Annotated in this window: 21 protein-coding genes and 4 pseudogenes; 20 read left to right on the forward strand and 5 right to left on the reverse strand. The window is 33.5% G+C overall.

Features of this window, described 5'->3' with window-relative positions; all coding sequences use genetic code 11:
• Positions 1-33: 33 nt before the first annotated feature.
• From MHB70_RS03795 to MHB70_RS03840, 9 genes and pseudogenes are all read left to right on the forward strand, one after another.
• Positions 34-150, forward strand: a pseudogene (locus MHB70_RS03795) (hypothetical protein); the annotation flags it as partial.
• Positions 119-479 (forward strand): annotated as a pseudogene (locus MHB70_RS03800) (AHH domain-containing protein). The pseudogenes MHB70_RS03795 and MHB70_RS03800, both read left to right, overlap by 32 nt.
• Positions 480-513: 34 nt before the next feature.
• A complete protein-coding gene (locus tag MHB70_RS03805) occupies positions 514-1,083 on the forward strand; it encodes an imm11 family protein (RefSeq protein ID WP_000707075.1) in 570 nt (189 codons plus the stop codon).
• A gap of 140 nt (positions 1,084-1,223) precedes the next feature.
• Positions 1,224-1,676 carry a YrhA family protein gene (locus MHB70_RS03810; protein WP_061529545.1) on the forward strand — a complete coding sequence of 151 codons (453 nt, stop codon included), beginning with the start codon at positions 1,224-1,226 and terminating at the stop codon, positions 1,674-1,676.
• A gap of 19 nt (positions 1,677-1,695) precedes the next feature.
• Positions 1,696-2,046: pseudogene (locus MHB70_RS03815) on the forward strand (SMI1/KNR4 family protein); the annotation flags it as partial.
• A gap of 375 nt (positions 2,047-2,421) precedes the next feature.
• Positions 2,422-3,048, forward strand: a complete 627-nt coding sequence (locus MHB70_RS03820; protein WP_061529546.1) for a hypothetical protein — start codon at positions 2,422-2,424, stop codon at positions 3,046-3,048.
• A gap of 412 nt (positions 3,049-3,460) precedes the next feature.
• Complete coding sequence (locus MHB70_RS03830) at positions 3,461-4,111, forward strand: Yip1 family protein (RefSeq protein WP_000449717.1); 651 nt, start codon at positions 3,461-3,463, stop codon at positions 4,109-4,111.
• A gap of 324 nt (positions 4,112-4,435) precedes the next feature.
• Complete coding sequence (locus tag MHB70_RS03835) at positions 4,436-4,627, forward strand: DUF4176 domain-containing protein (protein WP_000639126.1); 192 nt, start codon at positions 4,436-4,438, stop codon at positions 4,625-4,627.
• Positions 4,628-4,648: 21 nt separating this feature from the next.
• Complete coding sequence (locus MHB70_RS03840; protein ID WP_000242739.1) at positions 4,649-4,930, forward strand: hypothetical protein; 282 nt, start codon at positions 4,649-4,651, stop codon at positions 4,928-4,930.
• Positions 4,931-5,014: 84 nt separating this feature from the next.
• Here the strand turns inward: MHB70_RS03840 and MHB70_RS03845 are convergent.
• The 3 genes and pseudogenes from MHB70_RS03845 to MHB70_RS03855 form a co-directional block, all read right to left on the reverse strand.
• Positions 5,015-5,254, reverse strand: a pseudogene (locus tag MHB70_RS03845) (tyrosine-type recombinase/integrase); the annotation flags it as partial.
• Positions 5,255-5,428: 174 nt separating this feature from the next.
• A complete protein-coding gene (locus MHB70_RS03850; RefSeq protein ID WP_000968640.1) occupies positions 5,429-5,812 on the reverse strand; it encodes a hypothetical protein in 384 nt (127 codons plus the stop codon).
• Between the two features lie 12 nt (positions 5,813-5,824).
• Positions 5,825-7,006: a cytoplasmic protein gene (locus MHB70_RS03855; protein WP_061529547.1), complete on the reverse strand. Its 1,182-nt coding sequence runs from the start codon at positions 7,004-7,006 to the stop codon at positions 5,825-5,827.
• A 58-nt stretch (positions 7,007-7,064) separates the two neighbouring features.
• Between MHB70_RS03855 and MHB70_RS03860 the strand changes: the two genes are divergently transcribed.
• The 7 genes from MHB70_RS03860 to MHB70_RS03890 all read left to right on the forward strand — a co-directional run bounded on the left by MHB70_RS03860 (position 7,065) and on the right by MHB70_RS03890 (position 10,342).
• Positions 7,065-7,448, forward strand: coding sequence for a DUF1433 domain-containing protein (locus MHB70_RS03860; RefSeq protein WP_000728331.1), 384 nt, complete (start codon positions 7,065-7,067; stop codon positions 7,446-7,448).
• Between the two features lie 82 nt (positions 7,449-7,530).
• Entirely contained in the window at positions 7,531-7,917 is a 387-nt protein-coding gene (locus MHB70_RS03865; RefSeq protein ID WP_000757437.1) for a DUF1433 domain-containing protein, read from the forward strand.
• Between the two features lie 81 nt (positions 7,918-7,998).
• Positions 7,999-8,388: a DUF1433 domain-containing protein gene (locus MHB70_RS03870; RefSeq protein ID WP_000757423.1), complete on the forward strand. Its 390-nt coding sequence runs from the start codon at positions 7,999-8,001 to the stop codon at positions 8,386-8,388.
• 77 nt (positions 8,389-8,465) lie between these two features.
• Positions 8,466-8,867, forward strand: a complete 402-nt coding sequence (locus MHB70_RS03875; protein WP_000757424.1) for a DUF1433 domain-containing protein — start codon at positions 8,466-8,468, stop codon at positions 8,865-8,867.
• Positions 8,868-9,184: 317 nt separating this feature from the next.
• Positions 9,185-9,589 (forward strand): hypothetical protein, encoded by a 405-nt coding sequence (locus tag MHB70_RS03880; protein ID WP_000598102.1) that lies wholly within the window; start codon positions 9,185-9,187, stop codon positions 9,587-9,589.
• A 288-nt stretch (positions 9,590-9,877) separates the two neighbouring features.
• A complete protein-coding gene (locus MHB70_RS03885; RefSeq protein ID WP_000633634.1) occupies positions 9,878-10,039 on the forward strand; it encodes a hypothetical protein in 162 nt (53 codons plus the stop codon).
• Positions 10,040-10,183: 144 nt separating this feature from the next.
• Positions 10,184-10,342: a hypothetical protein gene (locus MHB70_RS03890; RefSeq protein WP_002105584.1), complete on the forward strand. Its 159-nt coding sequence runs from the start codon at positions 10,184-10,186 to the stop codon at positions 10,340-10,342.
• A 217-nt stretch (positions 10,343-10,559) separates the two neighbouring features.
• Here the strand turns inward: MHB70_RS03890 and blaIII are convergent, their stop codons facing one another.
• Positions 10,560-11,507, reverse strand: coding sequence for a class A beta-lactamase BlaIII (blaIII, locus tag MHB70_RS03895; protein ID WP_000497831.1), 948 nt, complete (start codon positions 11,505-11,507; stop codon positions 10,560-10,562).
• Positions 11,508-12,103: 596 nt separating this feature from the next.
• Positions 12,104-13,426, reverse strand: coding sequence for an MFS transporter (locus tag MHB70_RS03900; RefSeq protein ID WP_061529548.1), 1,323 nt, complete (start codon positions 13,424-13,426; stop codon positions 12,104-12,106).
• A gap of 225 nt (positions 13,427-13,651) precedes the next feature.
• On the opposite strand from MHB70_RS03900, the gene MHB70_RS03905 reads away from it, so the two are divergent.
• The 4 genes from MHB70_RS03905 to MHB70_RS03920 all read left to right on the forward strand — a co-directional run bounded on the left by MHB70_RS03905 (position 13,652) and on the right by MHB70_RS03920 (position 17,530).
• A complete protein-coding gene (locus tag MHB70_RS03905; RefSeq protein WP_061529549.1) occupies positions 13,652-15,241 on the forward strand; it encodes an ATP-binding protein in 1,590 nt (529 codons plus the stop codon).
• Positions 15,242-15,260: 19 nt separating this feature from the next.
• Complete coding sequence (locus MHB70_RS03910; RefSeq protein ID WP_000921508.1) at positions 15,261-15,938, forward strand: response regulator; 678 nt, start codon at positions 15,261-15,263, stop codon at positions 15,936-15,938.
• Positions 15,935-16,903 (forward strand): tripartite tricarboxylate transporter substrate binding protein, encoded by a 969-nt coding sequence (locus tag MHB70_RS03915; RefSeq protein ID WP_061529550.1) that lies wholly within the window; start codon positions 15,935-15,937, stop codon positions 16,901-16,903. Before MHB70_RS03910 ends, MHB70_RS03915 begins: the two co-directional genes overlap by 4 nt.
• A 225-nt stretch (positions 16,904-17,128) precedes the next feature.
• Positions 17,129-17,530: a (deoxy)nucleoside triphosphate pyrophosphohydrolase gene (locus MHB70_RS03920; protein WP_000739608.1), complete on the forward strand. Its 402-nt coding sequence runs from the start codon at positions 17,129-17,131 to the stop codon at positions 17,528-17,530.
• The last annotated feature ends 81 nt before the right edge of the window (positions 17,531-17,611 follow it).

Genomic DNA, 17,611 nt, shown 5'->3' on the forward strand with positions numbered 1-17,611 from the left:
TTTACCGGATTACGTGGAACTAAATTAGTCCATCACCATATTGGTGGTGGTCAAGCTGTTGGTGTTCCGCTGCCACTACATCCTGGTTTTGGAGGGATTCATAACGCAGAAAAAGCGATTGGAGCATGGGGGAAAAGATGCAGGGATTGAACCACTCCCATATTCTAATGCAGCACATCATCTAACACCTTGGAACGATAGTAGGGCAGAAAAGGCACAAAAATTATTAAAGGAATTTGGGATAGACCATGATTCGGCGGCTAATGGAGTATTTTTACCTTATAAAGTTAATGAATACGTGACTACTGAGGTCTTACACATAGGAAAGCATAGTTCAGAGTACATACTTAAAGTAGAGAGTATTAAGTCTTGTTAAGAAACGGGGCGGTACTCAAGAAGATGCTGTTGACGCCTTACATGATATAAGAGAGCGTTTATTGAATGGTGAATTAAAATTAAATAAACCGAAGAAAGAGTAATCTTATAATAGAAAAATAACAAAGGAGAGTAAAAATGAAAATTTGGGAATTAAAGAGTTCATTTGATGACTATGAATCCTTTCAACTGTTGAACTTAGAAGATTCTAAAAAGTATTTTGAAGGAAAAATTGACTCGGCAGTAAAAGCATCTGATTCATGGGGAGAAATACGTATTAAATGTGTAGAAGAAGGAAATCAAAGTAATTTGCCTCACTTTTGGGGAGAAGTTGGTACACCAATGGTTAGTGGGAAAGCTAAAAAATTCTTAGAGTCTATACTTGGTGATAATGTAGAATTTCTTCCCCTAATTCATGATGTGACGGGAGAAGTGTATTATATAATTAACGTTTTAAATGCACTAGATGCTATTGACTATGAGAAAGCTATACTAAAGAAACTACGTTCTGGTTTAGTAATAGATTTCAAAAAATACGCATTCTTACCTAATATGGTTAAGAACCAAACAATATTCAAAGTTTACTTAAATGAAATATTACATATTCCTTCCGTTTTTGTATCAGATGAATTTAGAAATACAGTGTTAGAAAGTGATTTAAAAGGTTTTGAATTTATAGAGGTATGGGATCTAGAAGCCAACATATAAAAGAAAGGCCTAAAATAATTGATAGGAGTTAGTGACATGGATGTAAAGGATTTAAAAATTCTAAGAATGTTAAACAATTATGAGGGAAATGAAAAAGAAATTTTTGAACTGATTCAAGCTGAAGCAATGGTGAATTTTATATGTGGAAAAATCTGATTTTGGAAATTGGAGATATATTGAAAAGTGTTAATTATAAGCTGAATACACCTGCAACGGATACTGAAGTTCAAAGATTAAGAGAACATGTAAAAGAGAAATTTAATGTTGATTTACCGAGGGAATACGAAGAGTTTCTTAAAACTGTAAATGGTTTAGACTTTGATGGACTGGTACTTTACGGAGTTGATTCTTCTTTACTAGAAACAAAAAAAGATGAACATATTTGCGGCTTTATAGACACGAATGAGATTTGGTATGAAAATGAATTTCAAAAAGAGTATCTTTTCTTTGGCGATTCAAATATTGCGTGGTTTTGTAAGAGCTTATCAGACGGTACTTATTTAGAACTTGATAAACCATCAAGTACGGTAATGAACACATATAATGATTTTAATACAATGCTTGAGGAAGCGTTAAAAATAACTCTTCTTTAATAGGGGGGGATTAAAAATTATGTTTAATTTTTTAAAAGAATATGTTGTAGCAGACAGAAGTGTCCGTTCTAAACAAAAACCTATTTTCTATCCTATATATCAAGATGAGATAGATGAGGCAGAAAGCTTATTACAAATGGAACTTCCAAAAGAACTGAAACGCTTTTATCAAGAAATAGGTTGTGGTTTTTTAAAGTCTGATACAAGAACGTTTTTCAACAGATTTATGGACCCGATTTCAGTTGCAGATTTCCGTTTAAGGCAAGATATTTATGAATATAATCCAAACCTAGATGATGTAGATGATGATGATTCATTAGTGTTTTTTGAAGTAACAGAACTTAACTTTTTAACAATTAAATTTAAAGAGTGATTGGGTATTAAGATTAATTAATGGAATGAAAGATTTGGATTAAATGCACCTATTATTAAATTTGGGAATAATATCTCTAACGCTGAAAAATATTTGATTTAGGGGTTATTTTCAGTATTTTAGAAATAATCAAAGCAAAAAAAGTAGAATGTTTCATGATTAGAATTGATTATATGCTAATATTCAATAGAAAGATTTGATGTTTGAAAATTCGCAACAAAATCTCATAATATGTTTAGTAAAATTAACCGATTCAAATTTTACTCATTATGTATTAAAGGGAAAATGAAAAAAACTTGGTCAACAGTAGCAGGGTGGTTTAATTAACATGAAAAAAGTATAGATTTTAATAAGAAAGCTTTTGCACATTATATGGCTCTTTATCCTGTAAATGAAATAAGAGTCCACGTAATTGTTCTTGCCCTTTTGGGGGCAGACGTGTTTGTTCTTTTGCCTGCGTTCGCAAATCCTTTTCAATTACTCTATGTATATATAGTAACTCCTCCAGTTATTTTTTTAAATTTGTGGGCGATATGGATTGCTATCAATCCTCGGAAACGACAATTACAATACACCCTATTTCGAGGAGTATATGGCGCGATATGTTCAGTCGGATTATTGGTTATAACTCAAAAATATGCTTATGAAGTGTTACAATTACAAACTCCCATCTATTTTATTCTTTCATTTGGTTTGTATGGTTTTGCTTTGTATTATTTTTATAAAAATCATATTGAAAAACTTCAGGAACCAAGAAAAAAATCAAAATCAGCGAAAGGAACTGGTGGTGTAAAAGTAGCAACTATTGCAGCGGGATCGGGGCAGTTAATTGCTAATATAATTCTTAGCATTGCAACACAACAGATGGGGGCCATTGTATTTATGTCTGCATGCACAGTGATTTCGTTTGTTTTGTTTTATATGATTATAGAACTCCATAAGTATTATTATTTACGGAAGCATATAGAAGATGGAGGGAAAATACGTATAGGCTTTTAAAGAGAATTTGTTGCATTTCAAGTATATAATCGCATTCTTCTTATGGAAGCCATTCACGAGGCTTATAGCGATAAAAGATGTATAGGTGGAAGGTTATATTCTGGTAAAACATCTCAAGGAATGGAAATTAGGTTTGTTCTTATTAATGGTAAGATTATAACTGTTTATCCAATGTATTAAAGAATGTGGGGTACTCAAAAATGAAAGTAACTACTCAGTCCATAGTTAAAAATGCAAGAAAATATAGAGGTAATTGCTAAGAAGAACTCCCCCTAAGTTTCAGATGAAATTAAATGATTGAATATTTACATTTAAATAATCGACTATTTATGCTTTAATATTTATATGTACATAATTGGGATAATTAGGGATTTATATTTAATGTGTTTTAAGAAAGGGGAATGTTTTTTATATGGAAACTCCAGAAAATCAATTTAAACGTGCGCTTAATCCTTGGTTCTCCATTTGGACAAAACCACGTGATACAATGAAAGAAATTTTTATATCCAAACCTAAGAATGTGTTTTTACTCATTTTACTAGGCTCATTCGTACAGACTTTAGATCGAGCATCTTCTAAAAATATGGCGGATTCAATAAGTAGTCCAGTTTCAATAATCTCAATGGTTATATTCGGTACCTTCGTTGCTTTCTTAATTTATTATTTTTTGCTACCAGCGTTATTTAATTGGGTGGCAAAAAAACTTGGTGGACAAGGTACATTTGAAAAAACACGTTACTCAGTTGCCTATTCTTATATCCCTTACGTTTATTCTCTTATATTAGTTTGGGTGCCTTCATTTTTCTTGTTTGGGATAGAAAACTTTACGAGTGAGACACCGAAAATGGAGAGTAGCATAACTTTAACGATTTTGTTTCTTATTTTTGCCATAATCGATATAGTTATTGGAATTTGGACAATCATTATTTCCTTAAAATGTTTAGGAGAAGCACACCAATTTTCAGCATGGAAAGCATTATTAACAATAATAGTGTCCTTTATGATTATCATTCTTCCTTTAGTAATAATAGTATTTCTTATAGTAGGGGTTACAATCTTTTAATAATTTATTTGCTTTTTATTTATCCAAACGTTTTCTACTTGCTGGTAGTAATTGTTACAGGGTGAACAACCACATGATTCGGATGTTCCACTTGGCGAAGCGTATGACCTTTATGATCAAATTGATCGCCCGTTACGGCCTGTTTTTCTTATTATCAGTGTTAACAGGAATTTGTGAAGGCAAACTTGAAAATCAAAATATTAAACCATTAAAATCTTAGGGTAGCTGAGTAGATTGTCCTTGTTTGTCCCTTATTTTCCAATTGGAGGCTAATTATTACCAATTGGTTCTGTAGCTCTTATAGAAGAAATTAATCAACCTCTTATGATTTATGGAAGAAAGCAACAACAAGCTGATAATAAATTATGCGATTATGTTTCTTGTCCATATCCTCATGGTAATTTATCAAAAGAATATAATGTGTTTTTTAATCATAATCAAATAATTCATTTATTATTTAAGGGTTTCGAAACAGAGGATGAATTAGAATTAAGAAGTAAATTATCTGAGTTTTAGTGGAAATGGAGAAAATATAATATGGTTTTAGGAATTTCATATTCTGATATTTTTCGCATCATAATTATTGTTTTGGTTTTTTTCATTTTTTGGAGATTGAATACTTGGTATAATAAAAAATATAATGTTCCTAAGGTTTTTCAATGGTTTCCTAGAAGATGGGGAAAAAGAAAAGTTTCAGAGCATTTGTCTCAACTAGATAAAAAGTTAGAAGCTGAAGGTAAAGGTATCTGGGTTACAATCTATGCTATAGATTTGTACATTGTAACTATTCCTTGTACAGTAAAAAAATATAAATCTTAATACATATATGTTTATAAAAAAAGACCTTTTATTTTAAAATAAAAGGTCTTTTTTATGATGATTGAAATAGTAATTTTAAGTGAATTAAATTTGAAATGTATCAAGAATATTATCTTTTTCTTCTTTATTAATTCCAATATATTTCAGGGGGATGTGTGGTGTGCTATGGTTAAGAATTTCTTGTAACATAGCAACATCTTTTGTTTGTTTATAGAACCAATAGCCGAAGGTTTTTCGCATGGTGTGAGTACCAATGGATTCTACATTGGCAAAATCTCCGGCTTTTTGCAATTGTCGATAAGCCTGAATCTTACTAATGGGTTGGACATCAATAATATGTGGTTTTTATTCATAGATTTTCGACCTCTTTGTTTATAGGATTTTGAATGTATACTTTTGTTATATGAATTGAGGATATTAAGGGAATTGTTGAGAAGGCAATGTTTCAGGAATAACAAAAAAAGAGTCCTATATTAAGAGGACTTTTTTCTATTTCCCTTATTTTTTTCCGCAACTGTTTGCTAAGTGAACATGCTCATTAAAAATGTTGTTGTTAATTTGTTTTTCATATTTTTTTAATGTTTCATTTATTTTACTACCAGTTTTACTTTCGAAACTTTTCTCTAGTTCTGCTGCTATATCTCTTAGACTTGTTTGTAATTCATGAAATACCCCTATGTTTTTTTGAAGAGCATATGTATCTTCTTTTATAATGTCTATTGATTTAAACCCTACTTCTGTTTTTAACATCATACGCTGCATTTCTCTTTCAATCTGTTTTTTAGCAGCTTGTAACTCCTCAACAACCTGATCCGCTAAATCTCCTGTAACACTTTCGATTTGCTTTTCTATCTTTTTAATTTCCCCCATAAAATCCATCATATAATTATCTCCTTATCTAAACTGAAAATTCCCTGCTAATTGATTGTCTTTATCTCTTAGTGAATTTGCTGCATCACTAATTTCGTCCCCAAATCTACTTAAACTTTTTTGTTCTTTTCTTAAAAGATGAATTAATTCTTCTGCTATGTGTACATCGTGAAAATAGTCATTTCCACCTTCTTTCGTTCTGGCAATTCGTGAGATGGCTTCATCTATTTCGTATGCTTCTAATAGATGATATTTCCCACCTGGCCCTGTTTCATATTTTAATTGACTTTTCAACTTTTGAACCGCTTCAGCTTCTCTTCTTTGAAACTCTTCTATATTTTTTGCGATATCTGATAATCGATTACTGAGCAATTGGATTTTTTGTGCTTGTCTTATAATATCTTCAGGCTCTAATTTTAATAGGGGACTTCCATTTGAATGAAATGTTCCTCTAAATGTATCTCTGCCGTGTCCGTCCATAGTTAAACGTGTAAAAAGTCCTTGTTTTGTATCGTTCTGTCTCACTGTGTATTGCTTACCAATTAGAGGTGCACCGAATTGAGTGTGGTTACCAATTGGGTCATTCTCATGTGTATAATCCGTAGCCTTATTTTCCATCTCCCCTTTATCTACTCGTTTTTTTGCTTCAGGACTTAGTATACGATAAGGATTTGGTGCAGCCCATGTAGTTGCATAACAATCTAATTCTGCAGCGATAAGGTCTGCTTCTGCACCACCTTTACTATGTCCAGTGGTATGAAGAGAAGAAGGGTTATATTTTGCTACGATGTCATTTTTTGCCCATTTTAATCCAGTATCAAATGATGTTTCAGAATTAGGTTTTATAGTTTGACTGTTACTTGGAGTAATTACTTTAGAATGTGTTTTAATTCCAAACGTAATCTGATCGATATCTGTTTCGAAATCTGCTAATTGCGTAGGCTCTGTTCCACGAAATGCTAGGATTATATCATCATAATGTGTTGCATTTTCTTTGTAATCTTTTTTCGGTACTACTGCAATAGCTTCTAATCCATTTTTTACTTTTTGACAATCTGCATTAATTGATTCTATAACTACCCATTTCTTACCATCGACCCCTTTTATTTCCGCTCCTTTGTGTAAAGAATCATCGTCATAAACGTTACTTGATAACTCGAAATAATCTTCATCTGTCGCAATTGGATTTTTTTTGAATTCACTCATATGTTTCAACTCGTTTCATGGTATATTTTAACTATATTTAAATACAAGGGGATTTTAAATGAAAAAGAAATTGGTAATTATTTTATCCATTATTTGTATTATAGCAGGAGGATATTTTACTATGGAATACTTAAAACAAAAAGAAGAAGAGGAAAAGTTTTGGAAAGTACAAGAAGTACGAGTAGAAAAGTATATTCGTTATAATATTCAGGATGTAAAATCTATCACATTTACAGAACATAAAGTAAATCCAATGGGTATTCCTTATATAAAAGGATATATAAATGATGATAAGGAATTGTGGTTTAATGCTAGTATAAGTACTACAGAAAACTTTGAAGATAAATTCTCGCGTTCTGGAGAACTTGGAAAACTAATAAAAGACCCTGAAAAATCAGTATCTGAAATTGAAAAAGAAGAGAAGGAAAAGAAACAAGAGTAGTCTTTGCACTACTCTTTTCTTCTCTTCTCTATCCCATTTTAAGAAGAATGCAATGGTAATTTTTTTATAAGGGGAATTTCTAATGAAGAAAGTAATGATTTTGGTTGTATCTGTTGTGGTGCTCATAGCAGGAGGGTATTTTACTATGGAATACTTAAAACAAAAAGAAAAAGAAGAAAAGTTTTGGAAAGACCAAGAAACACGGATAGAAAAGTATATTCATTACAATATTCAAGATGTAAAATCTATTACGTTTACAAAACATGATATAAGTCCGATGGGTGTTCCTTCTGTAGAAGGATATATAAATGATGATAAAGAATTATGGTTTGATGCTAGTATAAGTACTACAGATAATTTTGAGGATAAGTTTGGGTGTTCAGGGGAATTATATGATAAGTATGTAAAAAAACCTGAAAAATCAGTATCCGAAATTGAAAAAGAAGAGAAAGCAAAAAACCAAGAGTAGTTCTTGAAACTACTCTTGGTTTCTGTACCCTATTTTAGAAAGAGCATATGTTAACTAGCTTTGAATATAAGGGGATTTCTAATGAAGAAAGTAATGATTTTGGTTGTATCTGCTGTGATACTCATAGCAGGAGGGTATTTTACAATGGAATACTTAAAACAAAAAGAAAAAGAAAAAGAAGAACAATTTTGGAAAGTACAGGAAGCACGAGTAGAAAAGTATATTCGTTATAATATTGAAGATGTAAAATCTATTACGTTTACAAAAAAAGATGTAAGTCCAATGGGAGTTCCTTATTTAGAAGGCCATATAAATCATAATGAAGAATTAGATTTTATAGCTAGTATAAGTACTACAGAAAATTTCGAAGATGATTTCACACGTTCTGGAGAACTTGGAAAACTAATAAAAAAACCAGCAAATTCTGTATCCAAAATTGAAAAAGAAGAGAAAGAAAAAAGACAAGAGTAGTCTTTGAACTACTCTTTTTTTGTATCCCATTCTAAGAAAAATGCATTGGTAAGTGTTTTTTATAAGGAGAATTTCCAATGAAGAAAGTAATGATTTTAGTTGTATCTGCTGTGATGCTCATAGCAGGAGGGTATTTTACTATTGAATACTTAAAACAAAAAGAAAAAGAAGAAAAATTTTGGAATGAACAAAAAGACCGAGTAGAAAAGTATATTCACTATAATATTAAAGATGTAAAATCTATTACATTTACAGAAAATAAGATAAGTCCAATGGGAGTTCCTCATATAAAAGGCTATATAAATCATAATAAAGAATTAGATTTTATAGCTAGTATAAGTACAACTGAAAACTTTGAAGACAAATTTACGCGTTCTGGGAAATTAGGAAAACTTATAAAAAATCCTGAAAAATCAGTATCTGAAATTGAGAAAGAAGAGAAGGAAAATAAAAGAGTTGAAAATATGAAAGTAAACTAATAATAAAAAGTTTGCTTTCAAATTAGAAAAGGTTAGTCCCTCACTTCACTCCAGCTAAAAACCTCACACCCAAAAACAAAGGGGAACTCAATTGTTCAAACTCATATAAAGTTTCAATTTTGTCTAAGCATCCATTAGGATATACAATTGATCCTCTATTTTTCTTTACATAATCTCCAGATACAGTCCATATCAACTATAGATTCTTGTCTTATGCTAAATGTAATCAAAAAGCAAGTAGATAAAGATAATGACTAAAACATTAACTCTAGATACTTTTTTGATGAATATTAAAAATAAACAGGAGGTAATGAAAAATGATTAAAACGTTATTAGCAGGGACACTTTTAAGTACAGGATTGGTAGCGGGAGGTGCAGTAGGTGCAGATGATGCGAAAATGGACAATTTAAAGTCAAATGAAAATAGTTCAAATCAAGTAATTACACAGAGTGCAGATGGAACAACGTCTTTCTCACAAAACTTTGATTTACCTAAAGATGCAGTGCCAGCAACTCCTAAAGGAGACGCAAAAACTGTTGAAAGAACAGAAGGTACAGGTTCTCAAGAAGGAAAAATGGTACCAACAAAAGAAGGTACAGATTCTCAACCTGGATTTGAAATGGGAGCCCCTGAAAAACTAGAACATGCAAAAACTGTTGAAAGAACAGAGGGTACAGACTCTCAAGAAGGAAAAATGGTACCAGCAAAAGAAGGAAATTAAATAATATATAGTTATAACGAAGAGCATCCAAAAAGTGATGCTCTTTTTATATTATAGGGATCAACTGGTTTTACTTAATATAGAACTGTAGCGGGAATTCAAGCTAGAATATGGGTTACTGTCTCTTCAAATCATGGTGTTGGAAGCGCTAGTTTTGGTGGTAACGTTACAACATAAACATTTTATTAGAAATTTTTTAAATTTACATACACTCTAGGTAAACTACATATCAACTTCAGATACTTGTTTTATGATACAAGTAATCAAACAAAAGGAGGGCAATACAAAATGATTACAACAGTATTAACAGGGCACTCTTTTAAGTACAGGAGATTATTAACAGGTGGAGAAAATGTTGAAGATGTACAGACAGATCAACATATTCCATATGAACAAAATGAATTGCAGCGAACTCTAGAAAAGTACGATTCGAAGAAGTTTGAGTTATAAAAAGAAAATAGATAAATATAGTGAAAATAGATAAATTAACAAGAGGAAAGTATTTTGTGTATATAACAGGTGATTTTCATTTGGATATAGGACTTGAATCAAACTTTTATACTAAAATATATACGGTAAAAAGGAGGGAGTACATTGCACAAAATTATTTATGGAATATTAATTTTAATTTATACTTTGTATTCATTTTTTGTAAGTGATGGAAGTGAAGTAAGATTTATTATGGTGTTAACTATAGTACTTATCTTTTCTGTGGTTTTAGAAAAAGGAAATGCAAACAAAACGACTGATTAAAGGTCTTTTTGTTTGCATTTTTTAGTTGGCTATTAAAATCCAGATGTTTTAGAGATAGCACCAAATCGCCATCAAGCTTAAAGAACGATTTATCTCCAAACAATAAAAATGAGCCTTTTATTACAAGTTAGCACCAAATTTCGTTTTTGGGACACTATTAAATTTTTAGTTGATGAAAACACCCGCCTAAAATAGAAAACTTTTAATCTATTATCATTTATTCCGTAGCTTTTAAGGTATTTAACACGACTTTGGTTGCGTCTGCAATAAGTTTATCATCGTATTTAGCATCCTCTTTATCATGATTAGAAAGTATAGCAAGAACAATTGGTTTTTTATTTGGTGGCCAAATAATTGCGATATCATTTCTTGTTCCGTAAGATCCCGCGCCTGTTTTATCAGCTACTTCCCATCCTTTTGGTACGCCCGCACGAATCAATTTATCTCCAGTTGTATTTCTCTTCATCCAATCTACTAATAGTTCACGTTTTTCTATTGGAAGTGCAGTTCCTAATGTAAATGATTGAAGTGTCTTAGCTATCGCTTCTGGTGTACTGGTATCATGTGTTTCTCCTGGATGCACTTCATTTAATTCAGGTTCAAATCGTTCTGAAGTAGTAACAGTATCTCCCATTTCTCTCAAGATTTTTTCAAATTCAGAGGGCCCTCCTAACTGTTTAAGAATCAAATTATGTGCTGTGCTGTCACTATATCGAACTGAAGCATCTGCAAGTTCTTTTAATGTCATTCCTGTATCAACATGCTTTTCAGTAATTGGATTATAATTAGAAAGATCTTCATGAGTATACCTAATCTTTTGATCAAGAGCTTCTAATGAGTTCTTGATCAAAAGAGCGCCCACAGCTAATGATTTAGATGTAGATGCAAATGCAAAACGATCATCTGAATGATAAGCAACAGTTTGATTCGTACCTGTGTCCAGTGCATAAATACCAAGCTTAGCATCATATTCTTTTTCAAGTTTAGCAAAAGATTGATTACCTGTATTTTCTTGTTTAATTTGATTAGCTTGATTCGTTTGTTTAGGTGATTCAGATTGAGCATTACTATTGGAACAGCCTATAAGTGATACACATGAAAGTAATACTACAGGCACAATCTTTTTGTAATGTAAAATGTTAAAGAACTTGTTTAAAACGAACATAAATTTTCAACCTCTTTCAAGAATATATGGATTTTGTCTAGGTATTCTAAATACCAATGCAATTAAAGATGGCATAGGGGAACAATACTACTGCAGCTAAAATCTCACAGGTTAAATAACATCCAAAACGTTTATCCCGCATTAACGAGCAGCCCGATTGGTGAGGGCTGATTAAAGTTTCACTTTATATGATTGATAATTCACGGTTTGGGTTGTTTCTTTTTTGTTTTCACTTGTAATGGTTCACCTGTGAAAGTATTAAACTTGCAATACTTAACAGTAGTATTACGATGTATATTTTTCACTTTTTGGGATAATAAGTCCTTTCATTTTTTTGTAATACATAAAAATAGATGTCAAACGGGATATGTTGTATCCAATTTGGACAACTCATATTAGAAATACACTTATTAGACACTCTAAGTGATAAATTTGTTCCACTTTAAGATGAGGGAGAATTTTGGGTTTGTAAAATAACAATGGAACTACGTGTTTTTTCTTCATACAAAAACCTCTACATATAAGTAGAGGTTTTTAAATTATATATGAATGAATTATGCTTTTTTAGATAAACGAAGATAATAGAATACATAATTTTAACTAGATTTATTGTTAACTAATTTATCCCCGCCACCAAGCTCCGCCTCAATCTGCGAAGTCTTCGATGACTCATCCATACGCCAATACGTAATAAAGCTGATTGCGATACATCCAGCTACGTAGAAATAGAATAGTGATTCCATTCCGATACTCTTTAGCCATAATGCGATGAACTCAGCTGTTCCGCCGAATATCGCAACTGTTAGTGCATATGGTAAACCTACGCCGAGTGCGCGAATTTCAGTTGGGAAGAGTTCTGCTTTTACAATTGCGTTAATCGATGTGTAACCAGTAACGATAATGAGACCGACCATCATGAGTAAAAATGCTACGATTGGTTCTGTCGTTTTTTCCATGAAGAAGAAGATCGGTGCTGTTAGTAATGTTCCGAGAATACCGAAAGCCATTAATAGTGGGCGGCGTCCAATTTTATCGGATAATAGCCCCGCAATCGGTTGAAGTACGACGAAAATAAGTAGTGCGACAAAGTTAATCCAGCTTACAACTTCTTTCGGAAGACCGACTGTGTTTACCATGAACTTTTGTAAATATGTTGTGTATGTATAGAATGCGACAGTGCCTCCTAAAGTTAGGCCGACTACTGTTAATACTGCTTTCGGATGTTTCATAAGAGCGCTAATGGTTCCTGCGCTTTCGCTTTTTTGTGATTTTATGTTTGAGAATTGCTCCGATTCATCCATTGTGCGGCGAAGCCATAATACAGCTACTGCACCCATCGCTCCAATAATGAACGGAATGCGCCATCCCCAAGCTTTCATATCTGGTTCGCTTAGTAATTGTTGAAGAACAATTTGAACGCCTAACGCAACCATTTGTCCAGCAACGAGCGTTACATATTGAAAACTTGAATAAAAACCACGGCGGCCACTACTAGCCATTTCAGATAAATACGTTGCGGAAGTCCCATACTCTCCGCCGAGTGATAATCCTTGCAGTAAACGAGCAAGAACTAAAATAATTGGCGCCATAATACCGATGCTTTCGTAACTCGGTGTACAGGCGATAATTAAAGAACCACCGGCCATAACCGTAATGGAAAGAGTTAATGCTGCCCGGCGTCCGTGCCGATCTGCATATCGTCCCATTAGCAAACTGCCGATAGGGCGCATTAAAAATCCAACTGCGAAAATAGCTGCTGTGTTCAGTAACTGACTCGTTGGATCTCCTTTAGGAAAGAACTCTGCTGAAAAATAAACAGCGAAAGCAGAGTAAACGTACCAGTCGTACCATTCAATTAAATTGCCGACAGAACCTTTGAAAATATTACCGGCGACTCGGTTAGATTTTGCTTGAGCCATACTAATTCCTCCTCTTGCTTATAAATAAAATGATATTTATGAAAGCGCGTTCAATATAGTTGAATTGTACTGTTCATGAATTAAAATCTCAATATTATGACAATTTTATTCTTTTTGTACTTTATGAACATGGATATTTTTAATAGTTGCTTCATTTTCAGTTTTGTCATAATAATAGAAAAAGGAGATTGATAGTTTTGAATATTTTATCAAAGGATATGAAATATGAAGAAATCAGGCAAAGTATCATTGCAAACGAAAATAGTAAGCTTAATTATTACGTTAATTTTATTTGTCGTTCTCCTATTAGCAGGAATATTTGTTTACATTCAGTCCGTTGATACGAAACGTCAAGTGGAACAGCTAGCACTGCAAACGGCGAAGTCACTTTCTTTTATGCCAGCTATAAAAGAGGCCTTTCAATATAACGAGCATAAAAGTACCATTCAATCTATTGCGGAACAAGTTCGTGAGCAAGCTGGTGCAGATTATGTAATTGTGGAAGATCGCTATGGGGTTATGTATTCCCATTCTAATTCTGAGTTGATTGGAACAAAGAGTAACAACCCGTATAACTATGAGGCACTTACTTTTGGTGGTTATTATACACTCAAAGGAAATGGTACAAGTGGCCCAGCTTTAATGGCGAAGGCACCTATTATTATTCATAACGGAGATTACGATCAAGTAGTAGGCGTTGTGACAGTAGAGTTTCTAATAAAAGGCATTGAATCTAACATACTGAGCAGAACGAAAGAAATTATCCTCTTTTCCTTAGCGGTCTTATTAGCCGGAATTGTTGGTGGCATTCTTTTAGCGCGTAGCATTCGTAAAGATACACTCGGTTTAGAGCCCAATGAAATCGCAGCGTTATACCGGGAACGAAGTGCGATACTACTATCTATAAAAGAAGGAATCATCGCCATTGATCAAAACGGTTTTATTACGATGATGAACACCTCGGCAGAAGAAATGCTTCATGTAAATGATGATTATATGCAGCAGCACATTTCAAAAGTTTTACCTGATTTTAATATGGAAAGAGTGCTAGAAACCGATCAAGAAATCGCATTTCAAGATAAAGTGTTTATTTTAAACATGACGCCGATAATCGAAAACAACAGTACGGTAGGTGTTGTATGTAGTTTTAGAGATAAAACAGAACTGCAAAACCTTGTGAACACAATATCTGAGGTAAGAAAGTATTCAGAGGACTTACGTGCTCAAACGCATGAATTTACAAATAAACTTTTCGTCTTATCAGGATTACTTCAGTTAGGGCACTACAAAGAAGCGATTGAATTTATCCAGCAAGAATCTACTATTCATCAAAGCCAAAATCATATTTTATTTCATCAAATTCACGATGCAAAAGTACAAGCTATTTTATTAGGAAAAATCGGAACAGCATCTGAAAAGAAAATTGATTTTCATATTGAAGGAGATAGTGCGCTTCATCCGTTACCAGACCATATAAAAGTTTCGCACCTTATTACGATCGCTGGAAACATAATCGACAATGCATTTGATGCGGTGAGTGAACGAGAGGAAAGGAATGTTTCCTTCTTTGTTACGGATATTGGGCACGATATTGTGTTTGAAGTAATAGATAGCGGGATAGGAGTACCAGCAGAAAAAATAAGTACCATTTTTCAAAAAGGGTTTTCGACGAAAGGAAGAAATCGTGGCTACGGATTAGCAAACGTGAAAGAAATGGTAGATTTACTAGGGGGAACAATTGAAATTCAAAACGAGAAAAATGGGGGAGCGATTTTTACAATTTACCTCCCGAAAACATTGAGAGAAAGTACATGACAAACAGGGGGATGGGCATATGTTGAAGGTTGCAATTGCAGAAGATGATTTCCGCGTCGCGCAAATTCAAGAGGAATTTTTATTAAAAATAAAGGACGTAAAAGTGATTGGAAAAGCATTGAACGCGAAAGAAACGATAGAACTACTACAAAAGGAAGAAATCGATTTGCTTCTATTAGATAACTATTTACCAGATGGAATTGGTACCGACTTATTACCACAAATTCATGCTGACTTTCCAAACGTTGACGTCATTATGGTAACGGCGGCGAATGAAAACTATATGCTAGAAAAAGCAATTCGAAATGGCGTAAGCAACTACCTTATAAAACCGGTCACGTTAGAAAAATTTGTTCGCACAATTGAAGACTATAAAAGAAAGAAGCAACTATTACATAGTAACAATGAAGTGAATCAAACACTCATCGATAACTTCTTCGGCACTTCGCAAATACAAGATATGAAAAACTTACCGACAGGTGTCGATCCATTAACACTGCAAAAAGTGAAAGGAATTATAAAAGGATTCGAAGAGGGAATTACAATAGAAGAAATGGGAGAACAAATGGGAGCTTCCAGAACAACCGCAAGAAGATATTTAGAATACTTAGTAGCGACAAACGAATGCACAGTAGAGTACACATACGGCATTATCGGACGACCAGAACGAAAGTATCGAATAGGACGAGGACTATGAAAAAACGATTATTACTATGTATATGGATCATGACAGGAGTAATAGCTGGTTGTTCTTCGGAAAAATCCCATACGAATACAGTAAACATAGACAAAGTAGAAATCGTTGCGCCAAACGTTCAAGGAGCAGGATGGGACTTAACGGCACGAGCGATGCAAAAAACACTAACAGAAGAAAAAATCTTCACAAAGCCAATCACAGTCACAAACAAAGTAGGTGGCAGCGGTGATGTCGGATGGAAATATACGAAACAAAAAGGTGGTCACGTACTGGCAATTAACTCAAGCTTACTCATAACGAACAACCTACTAGGCCACAGTAAACTAACATATAAAGACTTCACGCCGCTCGCAACACTCGCATCGGACTGGGAAGTCGTTGTCGTATCAAAAGACTCGAATATAGAAAATGCAAAACAACTAATGGAACAACTAAAACAAGACAAGAAAAACTTCAAAATCGGCGTTGCCCCCGGCCTAGGAAACGACGATCACCTATCCTTCGTACAAGTAAGCAAAGCCTTCGGCATAAACCCTGCCGAACTACAATTCTTCGTCTACGAAAACAAAGAAAAAATCATAAACGCCCTAAAGAACAAACAAATAGGCGCCGCAACAATGACCCTATCCGAAGCCGAAAAACAATACAAAGCCAGCAAAATAAAAATACTAGCCGTATCCGCACCAAAACGACTAGACCGACTACCAGAAATCCCAACATGGAAAGAACAAGGAATCAACGTCGTCTTCCAGCACTGGAAAGGGATTATGGGGCCGAAGGATATGACGGAGGAAGAGGTTGCTTATTGGGATGGTGTGATTAAGAGGATGGTGGAGAGTGAGAGTTGGAAGGGGATTTTGAGGGAGCGGGGGTGGGAGAGTTTTTATAAGGGGAGTGGGGAGAGTAGGGGGTTTTTGGAGGAGAGTGATTTTAGGTACGAGGAAATGGTGAAAAAAGAGGCTTAAAAGGGAAGTGTTCAATCAGGCTTTATTTTTGTAGTTACTTCTATATAATATAAAAGAGATGAGAGTGTTAGGCTAATTACATTAAAAGAGCTAGATAGGGATAGATAAAATCTAGCTTACTGATTAAAAATATATTAGTCGTTAAAAGATATAAAAGGCATTTTTCAGTCTATAAAGTGTGGAAACATAAAGTATAGAGTTTCTGTGAGATTTAAGGAGGACATAATGAAGAAAAATATTTATGTTGTTGGAGCAGTAATTGTTCAAGATGAGAAAATTTTATGTGCACAAAGAGGACCATCTAAATCGCTACCTCTTATGTGGGAATTTCCAGGTGGGAAAATAGAAGAGGGAGAAACACCTCAAGAGGCGTTAAAGCGTGAAATTGATGAAGAAATGCATTGTAGCGTGCAGATTGGTGAGCAAATTGATTATACAGCCTATGAGTATGATTTTGGTATTGTTCATTTGAAAACTTTCTATTGTAAACTTGTTGAAGGAAGTCCGGTTCTAACTGAGCACGTAGCAATTAAATGGTTATATCCGAATGAACTAGCAGCTTTAGAGTGGGCACCTGCGGATATCCCGACTATTGAGAAATTATCAAAAGAATCGATTGTAAAGTAATTTGAAAAAAACTATTCGTTTTATACGGATAGTTTTTTATATTTGTAATAAATTTGCACTTTAAATCAGTGAGTAATACAA

Origin of the sequence: Bacillus sp. FSL M7-1020 (genome assembly GCF_038050415.1) — a bacterium.
Lineage (GTDB): Bacteria > Bacillota > Bacilli > Bacillales > Bacillaceae_G > Bacillus_A > Bacillus_A toyonensis.